Source organism: Providencia sp. PROV130 (assembly GCF_028482225.1).
In the GTDB taxonomy this organism is placed as follows: domain Bacteria; phylum Pseudomonadota; class Gammaproteobacteria; order Enterobacterales; family Enterobacteriaceae; genus Providencia; species Providencia rettgeri.
In genome coordinates this window covers 1-21,615 of record NZ_JAMPQC010000047.1, presented here as the reverse complement: position 1 = coordinate 21,615, position 21,615 = coordinate 1, and the positions used below count along the sequence as shown (strand labels likewise).

The 21,615-nt window shown below is 42.8% G+C and carries 27 protein-coding genes; 26 read left to right on the top strand and 1 reads right to left on the bottom strand.

The window, feature by feature from the left end; genetic code table 11:
* The first annotated feature begins 223 nt into the window (after nucleotides 1-223).
* The 20 genes from PSF28_RS22580 to PSF28_RS22485 all read left to right on the top strand — a co-directional run bounded on the left by PSF28_RS22580 (nucleotide 224) and on the right by PSF28_RS22485 (nucleotide 13,367).
* Nucleotides 224-523, top strand: a complete 300-nt coding sequence (locus PSF28_RS22580) for a hypothetical protein (RefSeq protein WP_272659207.1) — start codon at nucleotides 224-226, stop codon at nucleotides 521-523.
* A 2-nt stretch (nucleotides 524-525) separates the two neighbouring features.
* Nucleotides 526-900, top strand: coding sequence for a hypothetical protein (locus PSF28_RS22575; protein ID WP_272659208.1), 375 nt, complete (start codon nucleotides 526-528; stop codon nucleotides 898-900).
* Nucleotides 901-958: 58 nt separating this feature from the next.
* A complete protein-coding gene (locus PSF28_RS22570) occupies nucleotides 959-1,393 on the top strand; it encodes a hypothetical protein (protein ID WP_272571444.1) in 435 nt (144 codons plus the stop codon).
* A 94-nt stretch (nucleotides 1,394-1,487) separates the two neighbouring features.
* Nucleotides 1,488-2,063, top strand: coding sequence for a hypothetical protein (locus PSF28_RS22565; RefSeq protein ID WP_272685676.1), 576 nt, complete (start codon nucleotides 1,488-1,490; stop codon nucleotides 2,061-2,063).
* Between the two features lie 61 nt (nucleotides 2,064-2,124).
* The gene (locus PSF28_RS22560; protein ID WP_272685675.1) at nucleotides 2,125-3,120 is read left to right on the top strand and encodes a terminase small subunit; all 996 of its coding nucleotides are present in this window, start codon (nucleotides 2,125-2,127) and stop codon (nucleotides 3,118-3,120) included.
* Nucleotides 3,098-4,405, top strand: coding sequence for a terminase large subunit domain-containing protein (locus PSF28_RS22555; RefSeq protein WP_272685677.1), 1,308 nt, complete (start codon nucleotides 3,098-3,100; stop codon nucleotides 4,403-4,405). The genes PSF28_RS22560 and PSF28_RS22555 overlap by 23 nt, the downstream gene beginning before the upstream one ends.
* 3 nt (nucleotides 4,406-4,408) lie before the next feature.
* The gene (locus tag PSF28_RS22550; RefSeq protein ID WP_272685674.1) at nucleotides 4,409-5,794 is read left to right on the top strand and encodes a DUF4055 domain-containing protein; all 1,386 of its coding nucleotides are present in this window, start codon (nucleotides 4,409-4,411) and stop codon (nucleotides 5,792-5,794) included.
* A 3-nt stretch (nucleotides 5,795-5,797) separates the two neighbouring features.
* Nucleotides 5,798-6,910 (top strand): phage minor head protein, encoded by a 1,113-nt coding sequence (locus PSF28_RS22545; protein ID WP_272685673.1) that lies wholly within the window; start codon nucleotides 5,798-5,800, stop codon nucleotides 6,908-6,910.
* A 115-nt stretch (nucleotides 6,911-7,025) separates the two neighbouring features.
* On the top strand, nucleotides 7,026-7,790 hold the full coding sequence (locus PSF28_RS22540; RefSeq protein WP_272685672.1) for a DUF6651 domain-containing protein: 765 nt from the start codon (nucleotides 7,026-7,028) through the stop codon (nucleotides 7,788-7,790).
* A 93-nt stretch (nucleotides 7,791-7,883) separates the two neighbouring features.
* Entirely contained in the window at nucleotides 7,884-9,017 is a 1,134-nt protein-coding gene (locus PSF28_RS22535; RefSeq protein WP_272685671.1) for a P22 phage major capsid protein family protein, read from the top strand.
* 44 nt (nucleotides 9,018-9,061) lie between these two features.
* The gene (locus PSF28_RS22530) at nucleotides 9,062-9,232 is read left to right on the top strand and encodes a hypothetical protein (RefSeq protein ID WP_272685670.1); all 171 of its coding nucleotides are present in this window, start codon (nucleotides 9,062-9,064) and stop codon (nucleotides 9,230-9,232) included.
* 9 nt (nucleotides 9,233-9,241) lie between these two features.
* Nucleotides 9,242-9,634, top strand: coding sequence for a protein singed (locus PSF28_RS22525; protein ID WP_272685669.1), 393 nt, complete (start codon nucleotides 9,242-9,244; stop codon nucleotides 9,632-9,634).
* Nucleotides 9,635-9,636: 2 nt separating this feature from the next.
* Nucleotides 9,637-10,023, top strand: a complete 387-nt coding sequence (locus PSF28_RS22520; RefSeq protein ID WP_272685668.1) for a glutamate 5-kinase — start codon at nucleotides 9,637-9,639, stop codon at nucleotides 10,021-10,023.
* Between the two features lies 1 nt (nucleotide 10,024).
* Nucleotides 10,025-10,438 (top strand): HK97 gp10 family phage protein, encoded by a 414-nt coding sequence (locus PSF28_RS22515; RefSeq protein ID WP_272685667.1) that lies wholly within the window; start codon nucleotides 10,025-10,027, stop codon nucleotides 10,436-10,438.
* The gene (locus tag PSF28_RS22510) at nucleotides 10,435-10,830 is read left to right on the top strand and encodes a phage tail terminator-like protein (protein ID WP_272685666.1); all 396 of its coding nucleotides are present in this window, start codon (nucleotides 10,435-10,437) and stop codon (nucleotides 10,828-10,830) included. The genes PSF28_RS22515 and PSF28_RS22510 overlap by 4 nt, the downstream gene beginning before the upstream one ends.
* Before the next feature lie 8 nt (nucleotides 10,831-10,838).
* A complete protein-coding gene (locus PSF28_RS22505; RefSeq protein ID WP_272685665.1) occupies nucleotides 10,839-11,771 on the top strand; it encodes a phage tail tube protein in 933 nt (310 codons plus the stop codon).
* Between the two features lie 53 nt (nucleotides 11,772-11,824).
* Nucleotides 11,825-12,301, top strand: a complete 477-nt coding sequence (locus PSF28_RS22500) for a hypothetical protein (RefSeq protein ID WP_272685664.1) — start codon at nucleotides 11,825-11,827, stop codon at nucleotides 12,299-12,301.
* A 3-nt stretch (nucleotides 12,302-12,304) separates the two neighbouring features.
* A complete protein-coding gene (locus tag PSF28_RS22495) occupies nucleotides 12,305-12,739 on the top strand; it encodes a hypothetical protein (protein WP_272685663.1) in 435 nt (144 codons plus the stop codon).
* A gap of 83 nt (nucleotides 12,740-12,822) precedes the next feature.
* Nucleotides 12,823-13,071 (top strand): hypothetical protein, encoded by a 249-nt coding sequence (locus PSF28_RS22490; protein ID WP_239978808.1) that lies wholly within the window; start codon nucleotides 12,823-12,825, stop codon nucleotides 13,069-13,071.
* A gap of 68 nt (nucleotides 13,072-13,139) precedes the next feature.
* Nucleotides 13,140-13,367: a hypothetical protein gene (locus tag PSF28_RS22485; protein WP_272685662.1), complete on the top strand. Its 228-nt coding sequence runs from the start codon at nucleotides 13,140-13,142 to the stop codon at nucleotides 13,365-13,367.
* Here the strand turns inward: PSF28_RS22485 and PSF28_RS22480 are convergent.
* Nucleotides 13,347-14,231, bottom strand: a complete 885-nt coding sequence (locus PSF28_RS22480) for a toll/interleukin-1 receptor domain-containing protein (RefSeq protein WP_272685661.1) — start codon at nucleotides 14,229-14,231, stop codon at nucleotides 13,347-13,349. The two genes, PSF28_RS22485 and PSF28_RS22480, sit on opposite strands and share 21 nt — an antisense overlap.
* A gap of 144 nt (nucleotides 14,232-14,375) precedes the next feature.
* On the opposite strand from PSF28_RS22480, the gene PSF28_RS22475 reads away from it, so the two are divergent.
* From PSF28_RS22475 to PSF28_RS22450, 6 genes are all read left to right on the top strand, one after another.
* Nucleotides 14,376-14,897 carry a hypothetical protein gene (locus tag PSF28_RS22475; RefSeq protein ID WP_272685660.1) on the top strand — a complete coding sequence of 174 codons (522 nt, stop codon included), beginning with the start codon at nucleotides 14,376-14,378 and terminating at the stop codon, nucleotides 14,895-14,897.
* Between the two features lie 75 nt (nucleotides 14,898-14,972).
* A complete protein-coding gene (locus tag PSF28_RS22470; RefSeq protein ID WP_272685659.1) occupies nucleotides 14,973-18,572 on the top strand; it encodes a tape measure protein in 3,600 nt (1,199 codons plus the stop codon).
* A gap of 3 nt (nucleotides 18,573-18,575) precedes the next feature.
* Entirely contained in the window at nucleotides 18,576-19,172 is a 597-nt protein-coding gene (locus PSF28_RS22465; protein ID WP_272685658.1) for a hypothetical protein, read from the top strand.
* Entirely contained in the window at nucleotides 19,172-19,756 is a 585-nt protein-coding gene (locus tag PSF28_RS22460) for a hypothetical protein (protein WP_272685657.1), read from the top strand. The genes PSF28_RS22465 and PSF28_RS22460 overlap by 1 nt, the downstream gene beginning before the upstream one ends.
* A gap of 65 nt (nucleotides 19,757-19,821) precedes the next feature.
* Complete coding sequence (locus PSF28_RS22455; RefSeq protein WP_272685656.1) at nucleotides 19,822-20,220, top strand: DUF6950 family protein; 399 nt, start codon at nucleotides 19,822-19,824, stop codon at nucleotides 20,218-20,220.
* A partial coding sequence (locus PSF28_RS22450; RefSeq protein ID WP_272685655.1) for a phage tail protein occupies nucleotides 20,221-21,615 on the top strand: 1,395 nt, incomplete at its 3' end.

Sequence of the window (21,615 nt, the reverse complement as noted above, 5' to 3'; positions counted from 1 at the left end):
CTCTCTATTGATAAATGAGTCGCTACTAACGGTGATTGAGCAGTGCAATTTAGATAAAAAGGCCATTCGAGAGATTGAAGCGGCTAAAAATAACTAGTGAGGTGCTATGTACACATCAAAAACAGGATCTAATTATCATTTGAGTCTTAAGATGGTCATCGTTAACCTTTTTCGTGCTATATTTTTCCCATTGTTCGCATTATGGATGCTATGGAAAATAAATATGGCCAGCAAAAAGGAAATAATAGAGGACTTGACTCGCTTTAGGGCAAAATCCGATGGTGTCTATCGGGATTTATATGAAGTATCAACGTCAGCCTTAAAAATCATGTCAGTAATTGAGTCGAACCCGCAATTTATTAAAGATGAGCATAGGGAAGAATATGAACGGCTGTTAAAGGATATTCGAGAATTTGGCGAAAAGGTTGGCTATGCAATTGCTAATTCAAATGAATATGCGTCATCTTTGCTAAAGGATTACAGTCAAGCATTAAAGAAAATAGGAAGCTCTTCAGGGGATTAGGCATGGTCGAGTCTAGTAAGGATTTACTTAGTAGCTTTGATGTTAGTTTCTCAGAGAATGCTAGTCGTATTAATGAAACATCTATAAATGAAAAAGCATCCATAGAACAGGCTGAGGGTAAAGATAGAGGTAAGTTGACGACATATTTTGTTTGGGGCTTTTTCGCTCTATTGTTGTGGAGTTTTCTTTTTGTTTTAGTTTATAACTGGATTGCTGTTTGGTGGGCGATTGATTTACATGACCGCGGAATGGTGGATGTGGCAAGTAAAGTGACGCTTCTAGAATTGGATAAGGTTCTATCCCTTATTATAAGTGCTCTTGGCACACCTTTGGGCTTCATTATTGGTTATTATTTTAAAGAAAAGCGCTCCTCATAAATTCTTAGTAAAAGTCTTATTCTATATAATATTATTGAAAAATTGAGAGATTAAATCAATGAGCTATATTGAAGTTTTAAAATTCGCAATTAATCCAACAGGGTATGCTATTAATACACTAATGGAGTCGTCAAGAGCACTTATTAGTAATTCATCAAGTCAAGATATTGAAAAGCTTGAAGATTCGGCAAGGCGGGTCGAAATTCAGGCATATGCGTTACAGTCACAGGCTAAGGTTGAGCAGGAATTGGCGATAGCAAGACGTATAATGTGCGCCGAAGAAGTTGAGATTGAAGAGCAATATGACGGTTCTGGCGATGGATCTGCTGGAGTAAAGGTTAGCGAAAAAGGAGTATCTTTGGGAATTAGCGGTAGTGGACGATTGGTCACTAAAAGGATTATTAAATTTAAAGGATTTAATGAGCAATATGTGCAAGAAATTAAATCTGAATTAAATCAATTAGAATTAAAAGAACCCCTTCAAGAAAATTAAATAAATATCATTACAGGTCGTCTAAGCATTAACCCAATATTTATACATAGCCATCAGTTAATCACTGGTGGCTTTTTCATTTATGGAGACAGTCATGTCAGATAAAAAAGAAATAGCCACTCTATCTATAAAGATATCAGTCGATAGCACTGACTTAGATAAGCTGGAAGCGCAACTGAAGCGTATTGAAGGGCTAATGGTTTGCACTGGACTGAAACGGCCAACTAAGCAAGGCTTCACAATAGATTTTGATATAGGGTGTTTAGAACCCGTGTTTACAAATTCCGCTGATAGAGTGTTCATTAATGGGGTGTTTATTGATAATACCGCGCTAGAGAAAGCGATGACACAAGCAGCAAAAGAAGGTGCTAAAAAGGGCGTAGAGCAAGCACGGTTTGAAATAACTACAGGCATTAATGATAACAGTGTTCAAGTACCTGCTGAAATGGCTCTTAAAGCTTCCGCTGAAATTAGCCAAACAAGTGAAGTTATTTCTCGCGAGCAGTCAGAATTCGAAAAGTTTAAGCAACTGATTGAGGATAAGTTTAATTATTTGCAGTCTTCAATTACAGCCATACAGCATACGCAAGCTAACTCTGAGATAGCGAGTGCGAATGCTATTGAGCAAGTTCGCGCTGAGATTCAACGCAAAGAATCACTTAATTTATAAAATTCTACAAACGTCATTCATAGAGTGGCGTTGATAGAGCTTTATATAGGAGATAAACACGATGGCTAAACCGGATTGGGGGACGCTACAGCAACAGTTCCTCACCGAACATGCTATATCAGGAATATCCCCTAAAGAATGGTGTGAAGACCAGGGACTTAATTACGCAACTGCAAGGCGATATATTAAAAAGCCGGCTGCGCAATCTGCGCAAAAAACTGCGCACAAGAAATTGCGCACTGCGCAGACAGAGAATAGCGCAAAGTCGTTATCAAAAGACAAAGAGCTTACCCCACAACAAAAGCGTTTTGTTGCTGAATACCTGATAGATGGTAATGCAACGCAAGCAGCAATAAGGGCTGGGTATAGTGAGAAAAGTGCTAGAAATATTGGGCAACAGCTACTAGCCAAAACTAGCCTTGCAAATGAAATTGCGCACCAACAACAACAGTCTTTATCGCGCACATTAATTAAAGCTGATGAGGTACTTGCTAAGGCATGGAGCCTTGCAACATTTGACGCGAATGAATTATCTCAATATCGGCGTGGTTGCTGTCGTCATTGCTGGGGATTCGGTTATCAGTATCAATGGCGTGATGCCGTAGAATTTGAAGAAAAACGACTTGAAGCAGTCGAAAGAAAAAAGAGAGCTCCTGAAGATACGGGTGGATATGGTTACAACCACACAATGGAGCCTAATCCCCTATGCCCACGCTGTAACGGTGAAGGTATTGGACAACCATTCTTTCCTGATACTCGAAAACTAAATGCTGATGCAGCTTTGGCGTATTCAGGCGTTAAATTGGGTAAAAATGGTGTTGAGATACTTTCAATTAATCGAGAGCGCATGTTTGATGCGGTAATGAAACGTCTAGGCCTTGCTGATAGTGAAGCTGCTCAGCGTATTCTCGAAATAGAATTGGAGCGCAGGCGATTAGAGGTTGAGAAACTGCGCAAAGAGCTTGCTGATAATGCTGATGATGACAACCCAACTCCAGTAGCGATTAATATCAACGTTGTCGATGCGAGGGCGGATGATGATAGCACCGACACTTAACATCCCTCAGGCACGATTCTTGGCAATGCCTCATAAGTTTAAAGCATACGTGGCTGGGTTTGGTTCAGGTAAGACTTGGGTCGGTTGCGGTGGCATATGCAAGGGAATGTGGGAATTTCCAAAAATAAATCAGGGGTATTTTGCGCCAACCTATCCACAAATACGGGATATCTTCTACCCGACGATTGAAGAGGTCGCTTTTGACTGGGGCCTTAAGGTTAATATTGTTGAAAGCAATAAAGAGGTTCATTTTTACGAGGGTAGGAAGTTCCGAGGCACTGTGATTTGCCGCTCTATGGAGAAGCCCGAAACTATTGTTGGTTTTAAAATAGGTAATGCTTTAATTGATGAGCTTGATGTCATGAAGTCAGACAAAGCTCAAAAAGCATGGCGAAAAATTATTGCTCGTATGCGCTATAACGTGACCGGCTTACGAAATGGTATTGATGTAACAACGACCCCTGAAGGGTTTAAGTTTGTTTATCAGCAATTCGTCAAAGAAGTGAGAGACAAACCTGAGCTAAGTACGTTGTATGGTCTTGTTCAAGCCTCTACGTTCGACAATGAAAAGAACTTACCGCCTGATTATATCCCCTCACTGATGAGCTCTTACCCGCCAGAGTTAATTAAGGCTTATTTGAGGGGGCAATTCACTAACTTAACAAGCGGTACCATTTATCACACCTTTGATAGGAAGCTGAATAATTCAGAGGAAGAAGAGCAGCCCGGAGAAACGCTTTATATCGGCATGGACTTTAACGTTGGCAAGATGGCGGGAATTGTTCATGTACTCCGTTTGGGCTTACCTCATGCTGTTACTGAAATCATTAATGCCTACGACACACCAGATATGATCCGCATCATTAAGGAACGTTTCTGGCTCTACGATGGTTCAAATTATAAAAAAGTCCGAGAGATTTATATTTATCCTGATGCTTCGGGCGATTCACGAAAATCGAATAATGCGAGCTCAACAGACATTGCACAACTAAAACAGGCTGGTTTTCACGTTATCGTTAATAACACAAACCCACCCGTAAAAGACCGGATTAACTCTATGAACGCAATGTTCTGTAATGCTGATGGAGCTAGGCGTTACAAAGTGAATGTCAAACGCTGTCCTGTATACAGTGAATCACTTGAGCAGCAAGTTTGGGACCCTAAAAGCGGGGAACCGGATAAAAAATCCGATAACGATCACCCGAATGATGCTGGTGGATACTACATCGTCAAACAATTCCCAATTATCAAGCCTACCGGAACAGTAACTAAACTTAGGATATAAACCATGCCTGATATTTCAACTCCCAACCTTGACTATAACGATATGGTTGAGGCTTGGGATATCAATGATGCCTTAATGGGCGGAACGCTGTATATGCGCACATTAGGCGAGCAATATATGCCTAAATGGCCTAAAGAAGAGAATGACTCGTACAAGGAAAGGCTCGCGACAGCAACATTACTCCCCGCTTATGAAGAAACCATTAATCAGAACGTAGGGCGTGTTCTCGCAGCGCCTATTGTATTGAGTGAAGAAACTCCGCCAGAAGTGGTGGAAATCACGACTGACGTCGATATGGAAGGGAGCCGCCTTGATGTCTGGGCGCAACAATTTTTCAGTATTGCATTACAGTACGGCTTGGCACATGCTTTGGTTGATTATCCGAGAGTGGATTTAAACGCAGTAAAAACCAAGAGTGATGAAAAGAAACTCGGTGCTAGACCTTATGTGACGATGCTTAACCCTCGGCAGGTTATTGGTTGGAAATCCGAAACCAAAGGCGGGAAAACATACCTAACTGAATTGCGTGTGAAAGAAATTATCACGGTAGATGGTGATGACTTCGGGCAAACAAAGGTGGAGCAAATACGCCACATTATGCCCCGTCAGGTTGTCATTTACCGTCGAAGTAAAGGCAATAACGGTAGCGATGTGTGGGTACCACATGAAGAATGGAAAACGTCACGTGACGATATTCCTCTCGTTACACTTTATACAAAGCGCACGGGGTTTATGCGTGGATCACCGCCATTACTCAATTTAGCAATCTTGAATATCAAACACTGGCAGAGCCAAAGTGAGCAAGACAACATCTTGCACGTTGCAAGGGTTCCGTTGCTGGTGGCTTATGGTTTAGGTGAAAATGCAGAGCTTACGATTGGCTCATCATCAGCGACTAAGTTTGAGGATAAGACCAGAGGCGGACTTGAATATGTTGAACATACGGGCTCTGCTATTGGTGCCGGTAAAGAATCGATTGCCGATTTAGAGCAGCAAATGCGCCAAGCCGGTGCAAAGCTAATCAAAGGTGATAACACATCGACAAAATCTGTTGAGCAAACCAACGAAGAGAAAATGCAGGAAAACTCGCCACTCTACACGATGGCGATTTCGCTTGAAGATGCGCTTGATAACATCCTACAAATCTTTGCTGAATATAAAGGCTTACCAAGCGGCGGCAATGTGGATGTCAGAACCGAGCTAGAAATCAGCGACAAAGAGATTAACTCAACAGCCGCGCTGGCGGTTCAAGCCTTGCGTCAAGGTGGGGATATTCGTCGTATTGACGCGATTCGCGCATTACAAGCGTTAGGTTTAATTGACCAGGATACTAAGCCAGAAGAGGTTATTGATGAGTTAAAAAATCAAGACCCCTCATTCATGGAGTAGCGTATGGCGACAGCAAATGATTTTATCCAAAATGAAAGTATTGCTCACGCTATTTGGGTCAGTCGGTACAGCACTGGCGTAGCTAAGCGAATAGTTAACTTACTTAACCAGAGCGATGCTGAGCTAGTGGCTCGGCTTTTGGTAGCGATGGATGGGCTAGATGCTAAGAGTTTCACTGTTGAGCGATTAGAAAGCCTGTTGGGTAGTGTGCGAGAAGTTAATAAACAGGCGATTGATTCAATTCAGGCTAGCTTGTCGAGTGAAATGTTAGCTTTTGCACAACACGAAGCCGGTTATCAGTTATCGTTATTTACTACCGCTATCCCAGAGCAAGTCATTAAGCAGGTTTCGCTGCAAAGTATCTCCGCGCAACAAGCCTATTCCGCTGCAATGTCTCAACCTTTCCAAGGGCGATTATTGAAAGGTTGGATGAAGAACCTTGAAGTAGATCGCATGGCCAGAATATCAAATGTGGTGAGGCAGGGCTTTTTGTTGGGCGATACCACCGAGCAGATAGCTCGAAAGGTACGAGGTCACGCGAATAAAGGTTATCAGGATAGTGCGTTGCAATTAAGTCGTTCAAATGCGATTAGCATTACTAAAACGGCATTAGGGCATATGGCATCCGTGAGCCGCGATCATTTTGCTAACGCAAACAGCGATATCGTCAAAGGTAAACGCTGGATATCAACACTTGATAATCGAACAACACCAGAATGCCGAATTCGTGATCAGCTTATGTACACGATGGACAACAAACCGATTGGCCATAAAATTCCGTATCTGCAAGGACCCGGAAAACTGCATTTTTGCTGTCGTTCGACTGAGGTACTTGTTTTGAAATCCGCGAAGGAGTTAGGGTTTGATATTCGCGATATTCCTAACAGCTCCAGAGCCAGCATGGATGGGCAAATCCCCTCTGAGATTAATTACTCGGATTGGTTGAAAAACCAAAAGCCGGATAGACAAGATGAAATACTGGGTAAAACTCGCGCATCACTCATGCGTGACGGTGTTTTATCGTTTGAAGAGTTTTATACCGACAAAGGTGAGTATTTATCACTAGAGCAACTTAAACGAATAGACAGTGAGGCGTTTCGTCGCGCTGGGCTGTAAAGCCAATTGATTACCAAGACTCCTAACGGGGTCTTTTTTTATACCTGTTATTGGGCGGATGCCACATAACGAACGGTCGGATGACCTTTTAAAGCTGGAAGGCGAGGAAGATAAAATGAAGTTAAAAATAGTCGAAGTGAATGGTAAAAGTTACGCTGAAATTGATGATAAAGGCTTTCCGATTTATCAGCACGATGACGGTAAAGAAATCGGTTTCGATGCGGCGCAAGCGGTTAGCAAAATTGCCTCATTGAACGGTGAAGCCAAATCACATCGTGAAGCCAAAGAAGCGGCGGAAGCGAATCTGGCTAAATATGCAGGGATTGAAGATCCCAAAAAAGCATTAGAAGCCATTGAGACGTTAACCAAAATCGACCAGAAGAAACTGATTGATGCAGGTGCGGTTGACCAAGTTAAGGCTGAAATTACTAAGTCATTCCAGACTCAATTGGATGAAGCAAATAGCAAGGCTAACACACTTCAAGAGCAGCTTTATAATTCAATGATTGGCGGCAGCTTTGCGGGCTCTAAATTCATCGCTGACAAAATGGCCATTCCTGCTGACTTTGTTCAAGCTCGCTTCGGTCAGTCATTCAAAATTGAAGACGGCAATGTCGTGGCCTATGACCCGTCAGGTAACAAAATCTATTCTCGTGCTAAGCCGGGTGAGTTAGCTGGGTTTGATGAAGCGCTCGAATTCTTAGTGGAGCAGTATCCGCAGAAAGACCACATTTTAAAAGCCTCTGATAACAGTGGGATGGGTTCAAAAGCCAGTCAGCACCAAGCAGGGCAAAAGACAATGAAGCGCTCAGCGTTTGATTCACTTGATCCAGCAGCTAGAAATGCAGCGCTCGCAGATAAAATTACCATTGTTGATTAATTCTCTCCTGATGCCTTTCGGATGATGGGCATCGTTAGGTCTGGATAGGCCATTCAAATACAAATCACATTTAACTCACATAAGGAATAATACATGTCCAATACATTAACAGGGCTTATCCCGACTATTTACACTGCGTTAGACACCGTCTCTCGCGAACAAGTCGGTTTAATTCCCGCAGTATCACGTAATGCGAAAGCAGATGCAGCTGCCAAAGGCCAAACCGTCACTGCACCAGTAGCACCGATTGCAACTACGGTTGATATCACTCCTGGTGCAAATGCGCCAAATGATGGCGATCAATCAATCGGTAACGTTGAAGTTAAGATCACTAAATCCAAAATGGCACCGGTCAAATGGAATGGTGAAGAACAACTCGCATTAGGGCCAGCAGGAACCTATAACACCATTCTTGCAGACCAGTTCACACAGGCATTTCGTGCATTATCCAATGAAGTGGACGCTGACCTTGCCGCACTTTACTACGCGTCTTCTCGCGCGGTTGGTGAAGCAGGTAAAGCGCCATTTGGAGTAGCGGGTGATTTAAGTGATGCTGCTATGGCTCGTCAGGTGATGAGTGATAACGGGGCACCAACCACCGATTTGCAGATGGTATTAGGGTCTTCCGCGATTGCTAATTTGCGCGGTAAACAGTCTGTTCTGTTTAAAGTGAATGAATCAGGCACCGATGCGTTATTGCGTGAGGGGATCATTGGTCGCTTAGAAGGCTTTAATATTCACGAATCCGCAAACGTGAAAAAACACGCTTCTGCAGCAACGGGCTATTTGGTTAATGGTGAGAAAGAAGAAGGCGATATTATTATTGCTGTGGATACAGGGACGGGCGCTTTCAAAGCCGGTGATATCGTTACGTTTGCAGGTGATGCTCATCAATACGTTATTGCGGTAGCGACAGCATCAACTATTACGTTAGCGGCTCCGGGCTTACGTCAAGACTTGGCGGATGACACTGCTATTACGGTGCTGGGTACTTATACGGCAAATATGGCCTTTGACCGTGGAGCCTTCTTGCTGGCGGCGCGCACTCCCGCAATGCCAGAAGGTGGTGATACTGCTGATGACGTCATGAACGTGACTGATCCAAAGTCAGGCATTACCTTCCAAGTAGCGCTTTATCGCCAATATCGCCAAGTGCGTTATGAAGTCGGGTTGTCATGGGGTGTTGCCCCTGTTAAGACAGAGCACAGCTGCATTATCTTAGGTTAAACCATAAAGGGGCTTCGGCTCCTTTTTTCTTTGGAGAAATGAATATGGCCAAGGCACCAAATAAAAAATCGGATGTAGAACAGTCCAATAAAACGTTCGATGAACAGCGAGAAAAAGGTATTGAGCTGGTCGTAATGACTCGGGGTGGCATCTATGCTGATGTTCACCCCAATGAAGTTGAACGCTGGACGAATGAGGGCTGGCAGACTAAGTAAGGGCATTTCATGGTCGAATATATCACGATTGAGGATGTCGATTTAAAACTGGGAGCTGATTGGGCTGATGAGGCTAAAAAGCCTAAATCCGTACTATCAGCCAACGCATGGCTAACCTCACTGAATCTTCGTGATTTTGGTCATGGTGATATTCCTGATGATGTAAAACAAGCGGGTGCTTATGCGGCTGAAGTTGCTTCCAAAGGTAAACTTTATCAGCAATCGGATAGCGGTGCACTGACCAGTAAAACGGTTAATGCCGATGGTGCTTCGGTATCTAAATCCTATGCGGAGTTGAATTCTGGCAGTACAACACGTTTAGACCCCGACTTGCAACTGGCGTTAGCATTGCTTAGTCAATACGGGGTTAACACTCACCAAGTCCGACTGCGGAGGGGGTAAAGATGGGGCTTCGTGACGAACTACAAGCCGAGTTAGCTGCTGCGTTTGATGAAGACCTCGCGGACGCTGTCAACGCTTTTGATGGGAAATATATCATCAAGGGCGATGATTGGGACCCCGTAACAGAAATCAGTACTGATACGGTTATTGAGTATTCAGGGCGGGGTGTTTTATCGCGCTATGCGACCTCAAAAATTGATAACGTGAATATCCTCATGGGGGATTTAAAACTCACCGCGTTAACCAATGAAGTCACTGGCACACCTCAAGTTAACCATACCATCACGACAAAAGACCTCGTCACTCACGAGTTGAGAGCGTACACCGTTAAATCGGTGGGGACTGACCCAACAGGCGCGACATACTCCATTCAATTAAGAGGGGGATAATATGGCGAAGCAAAGCTGGTCTATTCCTCCTTCCGCATTTGCGGGGCTCGTTGAAGCCGATGTAAACCGAAAAATGCGGGTTATCGCCATACAGTTATTGACTGAGATTGTGCAACGTTCACCGGTTGATACGGGGCGGTTTCGTAATAACAATGCGGTGAGTATTCAACATCCTGATTTCAGTGAAACGGGTTTTACTGGAGGGGCTACATTAGAGCGTGGTTCAAGTAGTGGGGTTCAGGCTTACTCGATGGGGGTCGGTAAAATAGCCGAAGCCAGTCGAGAGCGTTTTCCTATCATCTATATTCAAAACAATCTTCCTTATGCTTCAAGTCTTGAGAATGGCCATTCAGGCCAAGCGCCTGAGGGTGTTTATCGGTTGTCGTTCGAAAGTATAGTACAGGCATACAAATGACATTAACGGAAATTAGAAATGCCATCATTCAACGTATGACGGCACAGACCGCTATTGCCAAAAGTGATGTGAGATACCCCAACGATAAGCCATATGACCCAAAAGGGAAATCTATTTGGGCACGTTTAACCATCAAACATGGCTTATCGGGTGCACAAGAAATGGGAAGCGGTCCCGTGGTTCATCGTACCGGCATAGCGTTTATTCAATTATTTGTGCCCTTGGAAACGGGCACACTTTTTATCACTCAAACGGCAGACAAACTGAAAGACTTATTCGAAAACCAAACAGACGGCCAATTGGATTATTTTTCGGTATCTGCTGATGATGTTGGCGATGAAGGTCATGGTTGGTATCAACTCAATTTATCTATTCCATATCGCGCACTATAGGAGGCTAAATGTCATCAGGTGCTAAGGTCATCACGGCGTTTATCCGTGAGACAACAACGGGTGTCACTCCGACAAGTGGCAAGTGGGATTTATTAACGCGAACCAGTTACGGCGTAAAACCCACACAAAATACGTCTGATAATGACGAAATTGGCGGCTCTCGCATGGCGCAAGGTAAGTCACTCACCACCGTCGACGTAGGCGGCGATATCGGGGCTAAGTTTCGCTATGGGCAGCATGATGCATTTTTAGCATCTTGCTTTGGCGCTGAGTGGGCAAACAATACCTTAACAATGGGCAATGAGCGGATCACTTTCTCATTAGCAACATTTGCCGCTGACATTGGTGTCGCGTCAATTGCTCGCGGTTGTCAGGTAGGCGCAATGCAACTCGAAACGCCAGCGGATGGTGATGTAACAGTTTCTATCACCTTTGCTGGGCTTGGGTTCGACTCGAAAGGTGATGGTACTAAATATCATACTGAACCAGTCGATAATGCGGGAAAATTGCGTTACAGCTTTAAAGATGTCACTAACCTTAAGCTTAATGGTATTCAAGGTGGTAATGGCTTCTGTGTTGATTCATTTAGTTTGAACCTTGACAACAACATGCAGGTTCAGCGTTGTATTGGCACTGGAACACCCTTTGCGGGGGCGAATATCCCGACCACCTTTACCCCCTCAGGCAGCATTACGCTCTCCTGGTCTAAAGCAGCATGGGAAATTTGGAAGAAAACATTAACCGGTGAAACTATCCCGTTTGAGTTCACGCTGCAAAATGCGGAAGGAGGCTATACGTTTTTATTCCCAGCTGTGCAGGTTGATGGTGATTGGCCGGATGGTGGCAACACTGACATTATTCAGGTTCAACTCAACATCACCGCCGCAGACACACCACCAACCATTACACGTATCCCGCCAGTGGTCGAGCCGGGTAAGTAATTTAACACCTTAAGCCCGTTAATTCGGGCTTTTTTATAGCTTAAGGAAAGGGTATGACGACCATTGCATGGGATGGAGTGACACTTGCAGCAGATAGCCAATCTCAAGTTGGCAGCATGATAGTTAATTTAAACGAGCAAAAAATATTTGAGGCAGATAAAAAACATCAGCTAAAGATTAATGGAAGGAGGATTCAGGCTATAGGTATTTGCGGTGATATGTCTGCAAAAGATGAAATCTGGCAAGCATTGTCATCGGGGGTTAGTTTTAACACAGCGTTTAATGAATTATCAGATTTCTCTATTATTGCGGTTGATTTTGATGGCAAGGCCTTTGTTGTTAGTAAAAACAAAGATGAAAAACATGCGTACGTTTATGAGGCAGAGGCTCCATTAGCTATCGGATCAGGTGATTCATTTGCTATGGGGGCAATGAAAAGCGGTAAGTCAGCGGAAGAAGCTGTGAAGGTTGCAATGTCATTAGATGTATATAGTGGCGGTGAAGTTAATTATTGTAAGATTAAGGGCTAAAACATGTTAATTATCAATAAAGATTCAAAATTAGAAGTCACAAAATGGATTGAACCGCAAGAAGGCGTCAAATTGCTCGTGAGTTCAATTGAAAATGAAAATTACCGCACAACAAGCGCAACTATCTACCGCCATATTGACCGACTTGATAACAAAATGAACGTAGGCACACCCGAGTTTGACATCACCAAAATTGATATCACTCAAACACCTGACGATTTATTAATGGCCACAACAGCACGTTATTTGTTGAAAGATTGGCAAGGTGTAGGGGAGCTGAATGCGAAAGGTAAGCAAGTCGCCATTGAATACACGCCTGAACGTGGGGCGATATTATTAAAACAAAACCCCGAGTTTTACTGGAAAATTCTTAATGCCGCGATTGAATTAGGTAAAGAAGAATCTGAGCATGTGGCTGAAACGGTAAAAAAGTCATAGAGGCTCAAAAGTGGCTCACTGAGTTTGGCGGGCTACAAGGTGATAAAGCCAAGTGGAAGCGAAAGCAATTAGGGCTTCCCGACATGCCAGCACCTAAATTTGATGGTGTCATTAACGAGCTTTTAATTGCCTACAGTGTTATCGGTCGTAACCGTCGATATGCGGGTATGACTGCCTGTCCATTACCGTTATCTCTCGGAGATATCGATCAGTATCTTTCATCAAAACCGACAGCGATAAGCCGTAGAGAGTTTGATGCCGCTATTTTTGCACTTGATGATCTATTCCGTGAAGAATGGATGAAAGAGCAGGAAAGGAAAGACAAACAGTAACGTTGTTTTTGAATTGATGAGTAATTCAATATGTCTGGTCGGTAGATGAGGTCATTTTAGGGGGTAATATGAGTGAGGATAGGATCCAAAAGCTTGAAAATGAAATCTTCCAATTAAAGTATCAACTCTTAATTATTAACCAAATTATTTCTCCAAAAACGCCAGAATGGGCAATTGAGGCATTAGAAAAAGCTGAAAGGCTGGGGTTGAAACCCTCATCTTATGGTGAGGGTTATGATACTTATCGGATTTTAGATTTACTAGATAGGCTTGGTTTACTCCTTGAGCATAGGTAGTAGTTGCTCTGCCATTTCATCAATCGTATAGTCTGACGTGGTTAACGCTTTCTTATCAGCCAAAGACGGGCTAAACTTTAAGACTTCAGATTTAGATATTTCGTGCCAGATAGGTAGGATTCGACCGGAACCGTTAATTTCTTTAGCAACCAAACCGTTTAGCTCATACTCTGTCCAATCTTTTTTTATGAATGCTTTAGATATGACTACAATGCCAAATCTAGAATTTGCCAAACCTTTATCAATTTTTTTTCTTAAGCTATCACCCCATTGAAGAGAAAATTCATCGTACCAAACCTTGATGCCAAGCTGTTTTAGGCGCTCAGCGAATGGTCTAGCAAATGATTCTTTATCTTCACTAGCATGGGAAACAAACACGTCATATTCAGGAGAGTCGATATGTTCTTGATGGGGAGCTTCATTTAAGTGTTGCTTGGCTAGTGATATTTGAGATTGAATAGCTCTTGTTTTTGCTTCCATTTCACGGGTTAGTTTACGTTGAAAATCGAGTTGTTCTTTTTCTTGTTTTTTTCTTTCTGATTCAAGTTTTTTTCGTTCATTCTCTTCATCTTTAGCAAGTTGAGTTTGATACCGATGTAATTCAGATGTTTTACGAGCGATATCTTTAGCTAGATCCGCCTTTTTAGAATTACAACGAGCGATATCTTCATTGTATCGCGCTATTTGATTTAATTTAGACGATACGGTTGATGCTGAACTACTTTTTGTTATTGAACTATGTGTTTGTTGAATTTGCTTTAATAAAGTGGCTTCTTTTTTACTTTCATCCGCAACCTTTTTTTGTAAGTTAGCAATATCATTTTGAATTCTGAGAATAGCGCTTTGATTTGAACTAATGGACATTACGTACCTCGACTTAAGTTAAATGCGTTTATTGATAATTTATACCATCAATTTGTTATTTATGCTCCTTAATTGGTATTTTAGAATTTAATTGCATCAACTATTTGCTAATATTCAATCATTGGTAATTAAAAGGTATTGATGATGAAAAGAATATTAGCAGTGGCTGCTGTGGTTGCTTTGCTAGCAGGGTGTGACAGTAAACCTGATGCTCCGTTTGGTTTCGAGTGGGGGCAGTCCGTGGATAATGTTGAAAAATTAGGATTGTCGAGATTATCTTGTGGTGATGAACATAAAGATGGTTTTACTCTATGCCATTCCGAATCGTCTCCATCAGGAGAAAGAGGAGAGTTTATTTTTGCTTTTAATGACCCTAAATATAAAGGGCTTGTGACCATTGATAAAAAGTATAAAGCAACAAACGATAAGGAACTACTTTTAGAACAATACAATAAGGAGAAATTAGATTTAGATAAAAAATATGGCTCTCCAGTAAAAACATCGAATCAATATGATGAAAATCGAGACTTCTTTTTCTGCCTATCAGATGAGTCATGCGCTGAAATTAAAGCTGATTATGAAAATGACGGTGTGATGTCAGGTGTTGAAATTCGTAGCAAAGATAAAAACTCGGGATATATATCAGTATATTATATACGTAAATAATTTTTAAACATAAGTAGAAGCTTAACAAATGGACCCTGCCAAGTTGGCGGGGTTCTTCGTTCTAGGAGATGGGCAATGTCAGAGCAATCCTCAAGGCTAGTTATTATTTTGGACAGTGCAGCGGCACAACGAAACTCAGATACCTTGGCGTCATCATTGAACCGATTAACACAACGTGGGGAGCGGGCAGCGGAATCCACTGATGCGTTTAGTGCTTCTTTAAAAAGAATGGCCGCAACTGCTGCGGGTGCATTATCAATATCTGCTGTTTTGAAATATTCAGACTCATGGATGATATTGTCTAATAAACTAGCAAATGCTACTAAAGCAAGTGAAACCCAGCTTGAAGTAATGAAGCGTGTTTTTGATATATCACAAGAAACAAGAGCTAGCCTAGATGGAACAGCCACACTGTATGCTCGATTGGAACGAGGAACCCGAGAGTATGGGACGTCAGCATCTGAGTTAGCAAAGCTAACAACAATTATTAACCAGGGTTTCGCGGTATCAGGGGCAACAGCGCAAGAGGCTGAAAATGCCATAATCCAGTTATCTCAAGGTATAGCCTCTGGGGTTTTACGGGGGGAAGAGTTTAACTCTGTAGCAGAGCAGGGAAGCCGCTTAATGGTTGCTTTAGCTGATTCATTAGGTGTTAACATTGGACAGTTAAGAGCGATGGCAGCTCAAGGAAAACTAACGAATGATGTTGTGGTCAATGGGCTTTTATCTCAAGGAGATGCGATTGCAAAAGAGTTTGCCAATACCACGGCAACATTATCCCAAGGGCTGTTAATTGCCAATAATAATCTTACCAAGTTTTTAGGTGACAATGAGCTTATAAAGTCATTTTCAGCAGGATTGCGTGATCTAGCGGTATCAGGTTCAGAGAATTTAGAATCTCTAACGGAAGTGTTTCTAATCGGCGCGGGTGTGATTGGTGCACGATATGTTGGCGCATTAGCTAACGCTAGCAAAGAAAAACTGAGAACAATAACTGCATCTGCTGCACAGGCTAAATCGGAAGCCTCAGTAACCGCAGCAGCTGAACAAGCAGCGCTAGCAACTGTAAGAAGGGCGAACGCGGATAAAGCAGCAATACAAGTTTCTCACGCAAAAACGATGCAAGAGTATGAGAGTGTCAAAGCGACAAATGCAGCTTCTGTTGCAGAGGTTAAGTTGGCTCAAGCGGAAGTTAACAGTATCAAAATTAAAATCTCTCAAATTGAGGCGGAAAAAGCACTTGAAGTACAACGTGCCAAATCACAGATATCTGAACAAGGAAGAATCGCAACGGCGACACGAATGGCTGAATTGCAACAAGCTTCATTGGTATTGACTCGTCAATTAGCGGCAGCAGAAACAGCTACAGCGAATGCAAGAGCCGCAGCGATCAGCACAGCAGAGGCGAAAGTTACTGCGTCACGGTCTGCAATGACTGCGGCGACCGTTGCAGCAACTAATGCAACAAACACATATACAGCGGCACAAGCCGCTGCTGCAGCCGCAGCTAGAGCCGCAAGTGGATCCTTTAACCTATTAAAAGGAAGTTTAGCTTTAGTCGGTGGCCCAGTTGGGGTAGCGATGTTAGCGGGCGCGGGCCTTTACTATTATTCTCAACAAGCAGAGCAGGCGAGAGAGAAAACTCTAGGTTTTATACATGAGTTACCTGAACTTATTGCTAACCTTACTAAACTTACAGATATTCAGTTAAAAGCAGCGGCAGTAAGAAATAGAGAAAATATAGAGGCTCAGACTGAGGAGTATAATAAACAGAAGGATGCTGTTGATGAGCTAACTAGATCAGTAAAATTTTACCGAGAAAAATCAGAAGAATTTAAAAACAGGAAAGGTGAGGAACACCGAGCTGATTACTATCTAAATCTTTTAACCCCCGCAATGGATGAGTTAGTCAAAAAAGAAGAGGAATTAGAAAGAACATCAGTAAAACTATCTTATGCACAAGATACTTTAGGGATTATCAATAAAGAATTATCTCGTAGATTTGGGGAACAAATGCATGCAGCCCGTCAGCAGTCTGATGTTTTAGAAGCAGCAGGACCTAAAGTTAAGATGCTTGCTGACGCCCAATCATTCTTAGCGCAAAAACTAGGTATTTCAACTAATGCAATGAAGCAGTTTAACGCTCAATCATTATTGTTAAATTACGGCGGTGATGATGCTAATAAATTTATTCAAGGCCTAAAGCAGCAAGTTGAATTATCAGAGAAAACAGGTAAAGCGCGCGCTCAATTAGCTGCTGAACAAGCAGCAATGAGATCGGGGGCTAATCCTGAAGGTATAAAAGAAGCCATTAGGTTAGCAGGGATTGAGTACGACAACCTTGAAAAACAAAGGGAGTTAACTAAATCTAAAAATGCTACTTATTCTGAATCTGCCGCTCAAAAAATGCTATCAAGCCTTAAAGAACAGCAGATGGTGTTAATTCAACAGCGAGATACCAACGGCAGTTTAGGTAGCCAGCAACAAGCATTGGTTAAATGGGAGCAGCAGCTCGCTGACATAAAGTCTAAGAAAACCCTTACCGCAGACCAGAAGTCATTACTTGCTAATGCTGAATTGATCACCCTTGAAATGAAGCGCAATGCAGAAATTGAAAAGGCAATTCAGCGTAAAGAAGCAGAGGTGAAAATAGCTGCCTTTCACAAACAACAAATGGATGAATCACTACAAACTTTAAGGCAATACAACCAAACTTTAGCTATGGCTGGAATGGGATCATTAGCACAAGGGCGGATGCAAGAGAGGTTTAGAATTGAAGAAGAGTATATGAAGAAAAAAGATACTCTTACGGCTCAATTCAATGACAAATCGTCTGGTATGACAAAAGAAATGTATGAAAAGGAAACGCAGTTCATTTCTGATGAATTACAAAAACGACTGTCAATGCTGGAAGGTTTCCACAATCAGCAGGACATAATGAGGGGGAACTGGACGTTAGGCGTTAATATGGCTTTGCAAAATTACATGGACAATGCAAGGAATTACAGCCAACAAGCGGAAGGTTTTATCACAAATTCACTACAAAACATTACGGATGGTGCTGCCAATGCGTTAACTGACATTACGACTAACTCAAAGAATGCACTTGAGGCAATAGGTGATTTTTTTGGTGATATGACTAAGTCAGTAATCAAAGACTTGATACGAATCTTTATTCAAGCTCAGATAACTAATGCTATGACAGGGCTGTTTGGCGGCGGCATTATGGGGTCATCACAGGTCAAGACTTTTAATGCGGGTTTGAATGGCCTTAATTTAACTGGTATGGCACACAGTGGTATTGATAGAGTGCCTAAAACAGGCACTTGGCTATTGGAAGAGGGCGAGCGAGTGATGACGCAAGATACATCGGCTCGTCTGGATAATGTACTGGATGCTCTAACTAGAAGTACGTCACCAGATGTATTTGCAATGAAATACCTCCATCCATCAAGCCAAACAAATAACACGACCAATAACACCAACGCTAAAAATAGTACTGAGCAAAATGTAACTTATGTTATTCACCAAACAAACCAAGTTTATGGAAATGGTGATAAAACATTAGCTGAGGTGGTTAAAATTGCAGCCAATAGAGGAGCTAAAGCGGCTGTTGCTGAAATTCAGCGTGACTTTGCCACGAATGGAAATACGAGACAAATATTAGAGAGATAAACGATGTCTATTATCGAATGGCCTTCGGGTATTAACCCTAGCGAAATGTCATGGCGATTAATTAGTAACAGTAAAACCTTCACTTCAGTATTCACAGGCAGTTCCCAAACAGTACGTTTCCCCGGCAGTAAATGGCATTGTTCGCTCAGTTTTACAAACCTAACAGACGATGAGTCAAGAGAGCTTGAAGTTCTCATGGCTTCGCTTGATGGTGAGAGTGGGCGAGTAAAGCTATCGCATTGGGCGCGAAAAGGCGTTGCTAATATGGGGACGCCTTTAGTGAGTGCATCCAATCAAACGGGGCGATATCTGCAAACGAAAGGTTGGAAGCCTAACACTAACGTACTGAGAAAAGGCGATTACCTTACTGTTAATAATGAACTCAAAATGGTGACCGAGAATATTAAAAGTGATGCCAGCGGAAATGCTGTTATTGCTATTTCTCCCATGCTTCGATATTCACCGGTTCTCAATGAGAAGGTGGAAGTTGCCAAACCTTATGGGATATTTAAGCCGGTAGACAATGAGCAAGGGGATTTTCAATTTCACCCTTACTTACTGTCGGATGTTTCTCTTGAATTTGAGGAGGCGCTTTACTGATGATTTACCATCCCTTATCTGACGAAATGGTTAAAGCCATTAATGATGATTACTATTTGATTGTCGCGGCAAAGCTTGATTTAAAGTCAGGCGTGACGTGCGTTCATACCGGAACGGGCAATCTCACTATCGCAGGTGAAGTTTATCAAGGTGTGGGCCAACTTGGCGCGGTTGAATCAGTAAAAGAAGGACTATCAACCAGCCCAACTCAACTATTGCTATCACTAAGCGGTTTTGATTCGAAGCTAGTCGGTGAAGTGCTCAATGAGCGAAGTCGTGGGCGTGATGTTCGCCTTATGCTAGTGGCAATAGATGAAGATAATGGGCAACCAATATTAGCGGATGTTATTTTCGCAGGGCAAATAGCGAATCTAAGCGTCACCACAGGCGAAGAGAATAAAATAGGGCTCACGGTATCAAATCGTTTTGAACGTTGGTCAATGGGACTGCCTGACCGTTTCACAGATGAATCGTGGTCTAAACGTCATAACGGTGACCGTATATTTCGATATGTTGCTCAGATGGCAGAACGTTCGATTTATTGGGGCAGTAAAAAGGATGCGCCAGCCTTCATTTATAAATAAACGCTAAAACTAATTCGCACGCAAGGCCTCTTAACTGAGGATTTTTTACATTTGGAGGTAAGTAAATGCGACATCCTCAATGGACCATACAATTACCTGAAACTTTAAGGGCGGCAATGAGTCGCCCTTTTTCATGGGGTGAGCATGACTGTTGTTTATTTGCGGCTGATTGCGCGCTTGCTGTGTGCGGTATCGATATCGCTGAAAAGGTTCGTGGTCGTTACAAAACAAAATCAGGGGCTATGCGAGTCTTAAAGTCGGAATTCGGTGACTTAGAGTCAGGCCTATCAAGTTTCTTTACCGAAATCGAACCAGACAAAGCCACAAGGGGCGACATTGTTATGTTTAATGGCGATGAAGGTAAAACTCTTGGTGTGCTTTGGGCTGGCAAGGTGTGGTCTGTCACTGAAAACGGGGTATTACCAGTTAACCATCAACCAATCAAGGCATGGAGGGTCGAGTAGATGGGTAAAGTTGTATCAAATATCGTTTCTACCGGCTTAATGATTGCGGGTGCCATGATGGGGGGGCCTGCGGGTTGGGCTATGATTGCGGCGGGCATGGCAACGCAATTTGCAGGTTCGCGGTTATTCAAAGATAAAATGCCGTCAATGGGGTATCGAGACCAATCAGAACGCAAGCAAATGCTACGCTCCCCGACCGCGCCAGAAACCATTATAGTCGGTAAAACCGTGTGTTCCGGGCTATTGTTTTTTGCAGAAGAAGAAAAGGGCGACCAGACAGAAAACGAACGATTATTCATGGCATTGGCGATTGCCGCACATAAAGTTGACCACATTGGCCAGATTTGGCTTAACGATGATCTGATTGGTACGTTCGGTGATAAGGCTAGCTATGAATTCCATAATGGCCGTACAGATTGTGATCCTTACTTATTGAAAAATGCTCCGTCATGGAAATCGGACATGATAGGCGATGGTCTGGCATGGCTGCGTTTAACCCTGAAATACGACGCTGAAAAATTTCCGTACGGTGTGCCTAACATCAAAGTCGAAGTGTGGGGGAAGCCTGTCTATGATCCGCGCACAAATAAAACGGCTTGGAGCAATAACGGGGCATTAATTATTCTTGATTTTTACCGTAGCTATTTGGGTGTACCCGATTCAGATATTGATTTTGATGCGTTCAAAGTTGCGGCTGATTTATGTAGCGAACCGGTAACAACACCCGAAGGCAACACGGAGGCTCGCTATACGATTAATGGGGCCTATGAGCTTTCTGAGTCTCCATCAGCAATTTTGGATCACATGCATAAATGCATTGCTGCTGAGCCGACTTATGTTGCGGGCAAGCACGGCATTTTGATGCAGGCTTATAATGGCCCAGCGGTGTTACGCATTGAACCTAATCAAATTATTGATACCGTTAATATTACCCCTGAACTTTCTCTGCGTGATGCGACTAATGCCATTTATGGTACGTTTGTGGATGCAGAGCAACAATACATCAAAACCGATTTTGAACCGGTCATTGTTGATGAATGGATTGAAGAAGATGGGCTAGAAATTAAAGAAAACATGGATTACCGCTTTGTCACTAGCCCATACCAAGCGGCACGGCTCTCTAATTTATACCTACGCAAAAAACGTGCGGGGCGTCGTGTCCAATTACGGATGAATATGGATGGTTACGCCTACAGACCAGGAGAGGTGATTTTATTAAACCTGCCTCAAATTGGTATTCAAAACCTTGAATTTCGTGTTGCTGAATGGAAATTTCACCCTCAAGAGGGCGTTGATATTCTCCTCGAGGAGGATGGCGCTTATATCTATGAAGATATAATTGGTAAACCTTTTGTTCGTCCCCCATTCACTGTTTTACCGACTGGCGGTGTTGCG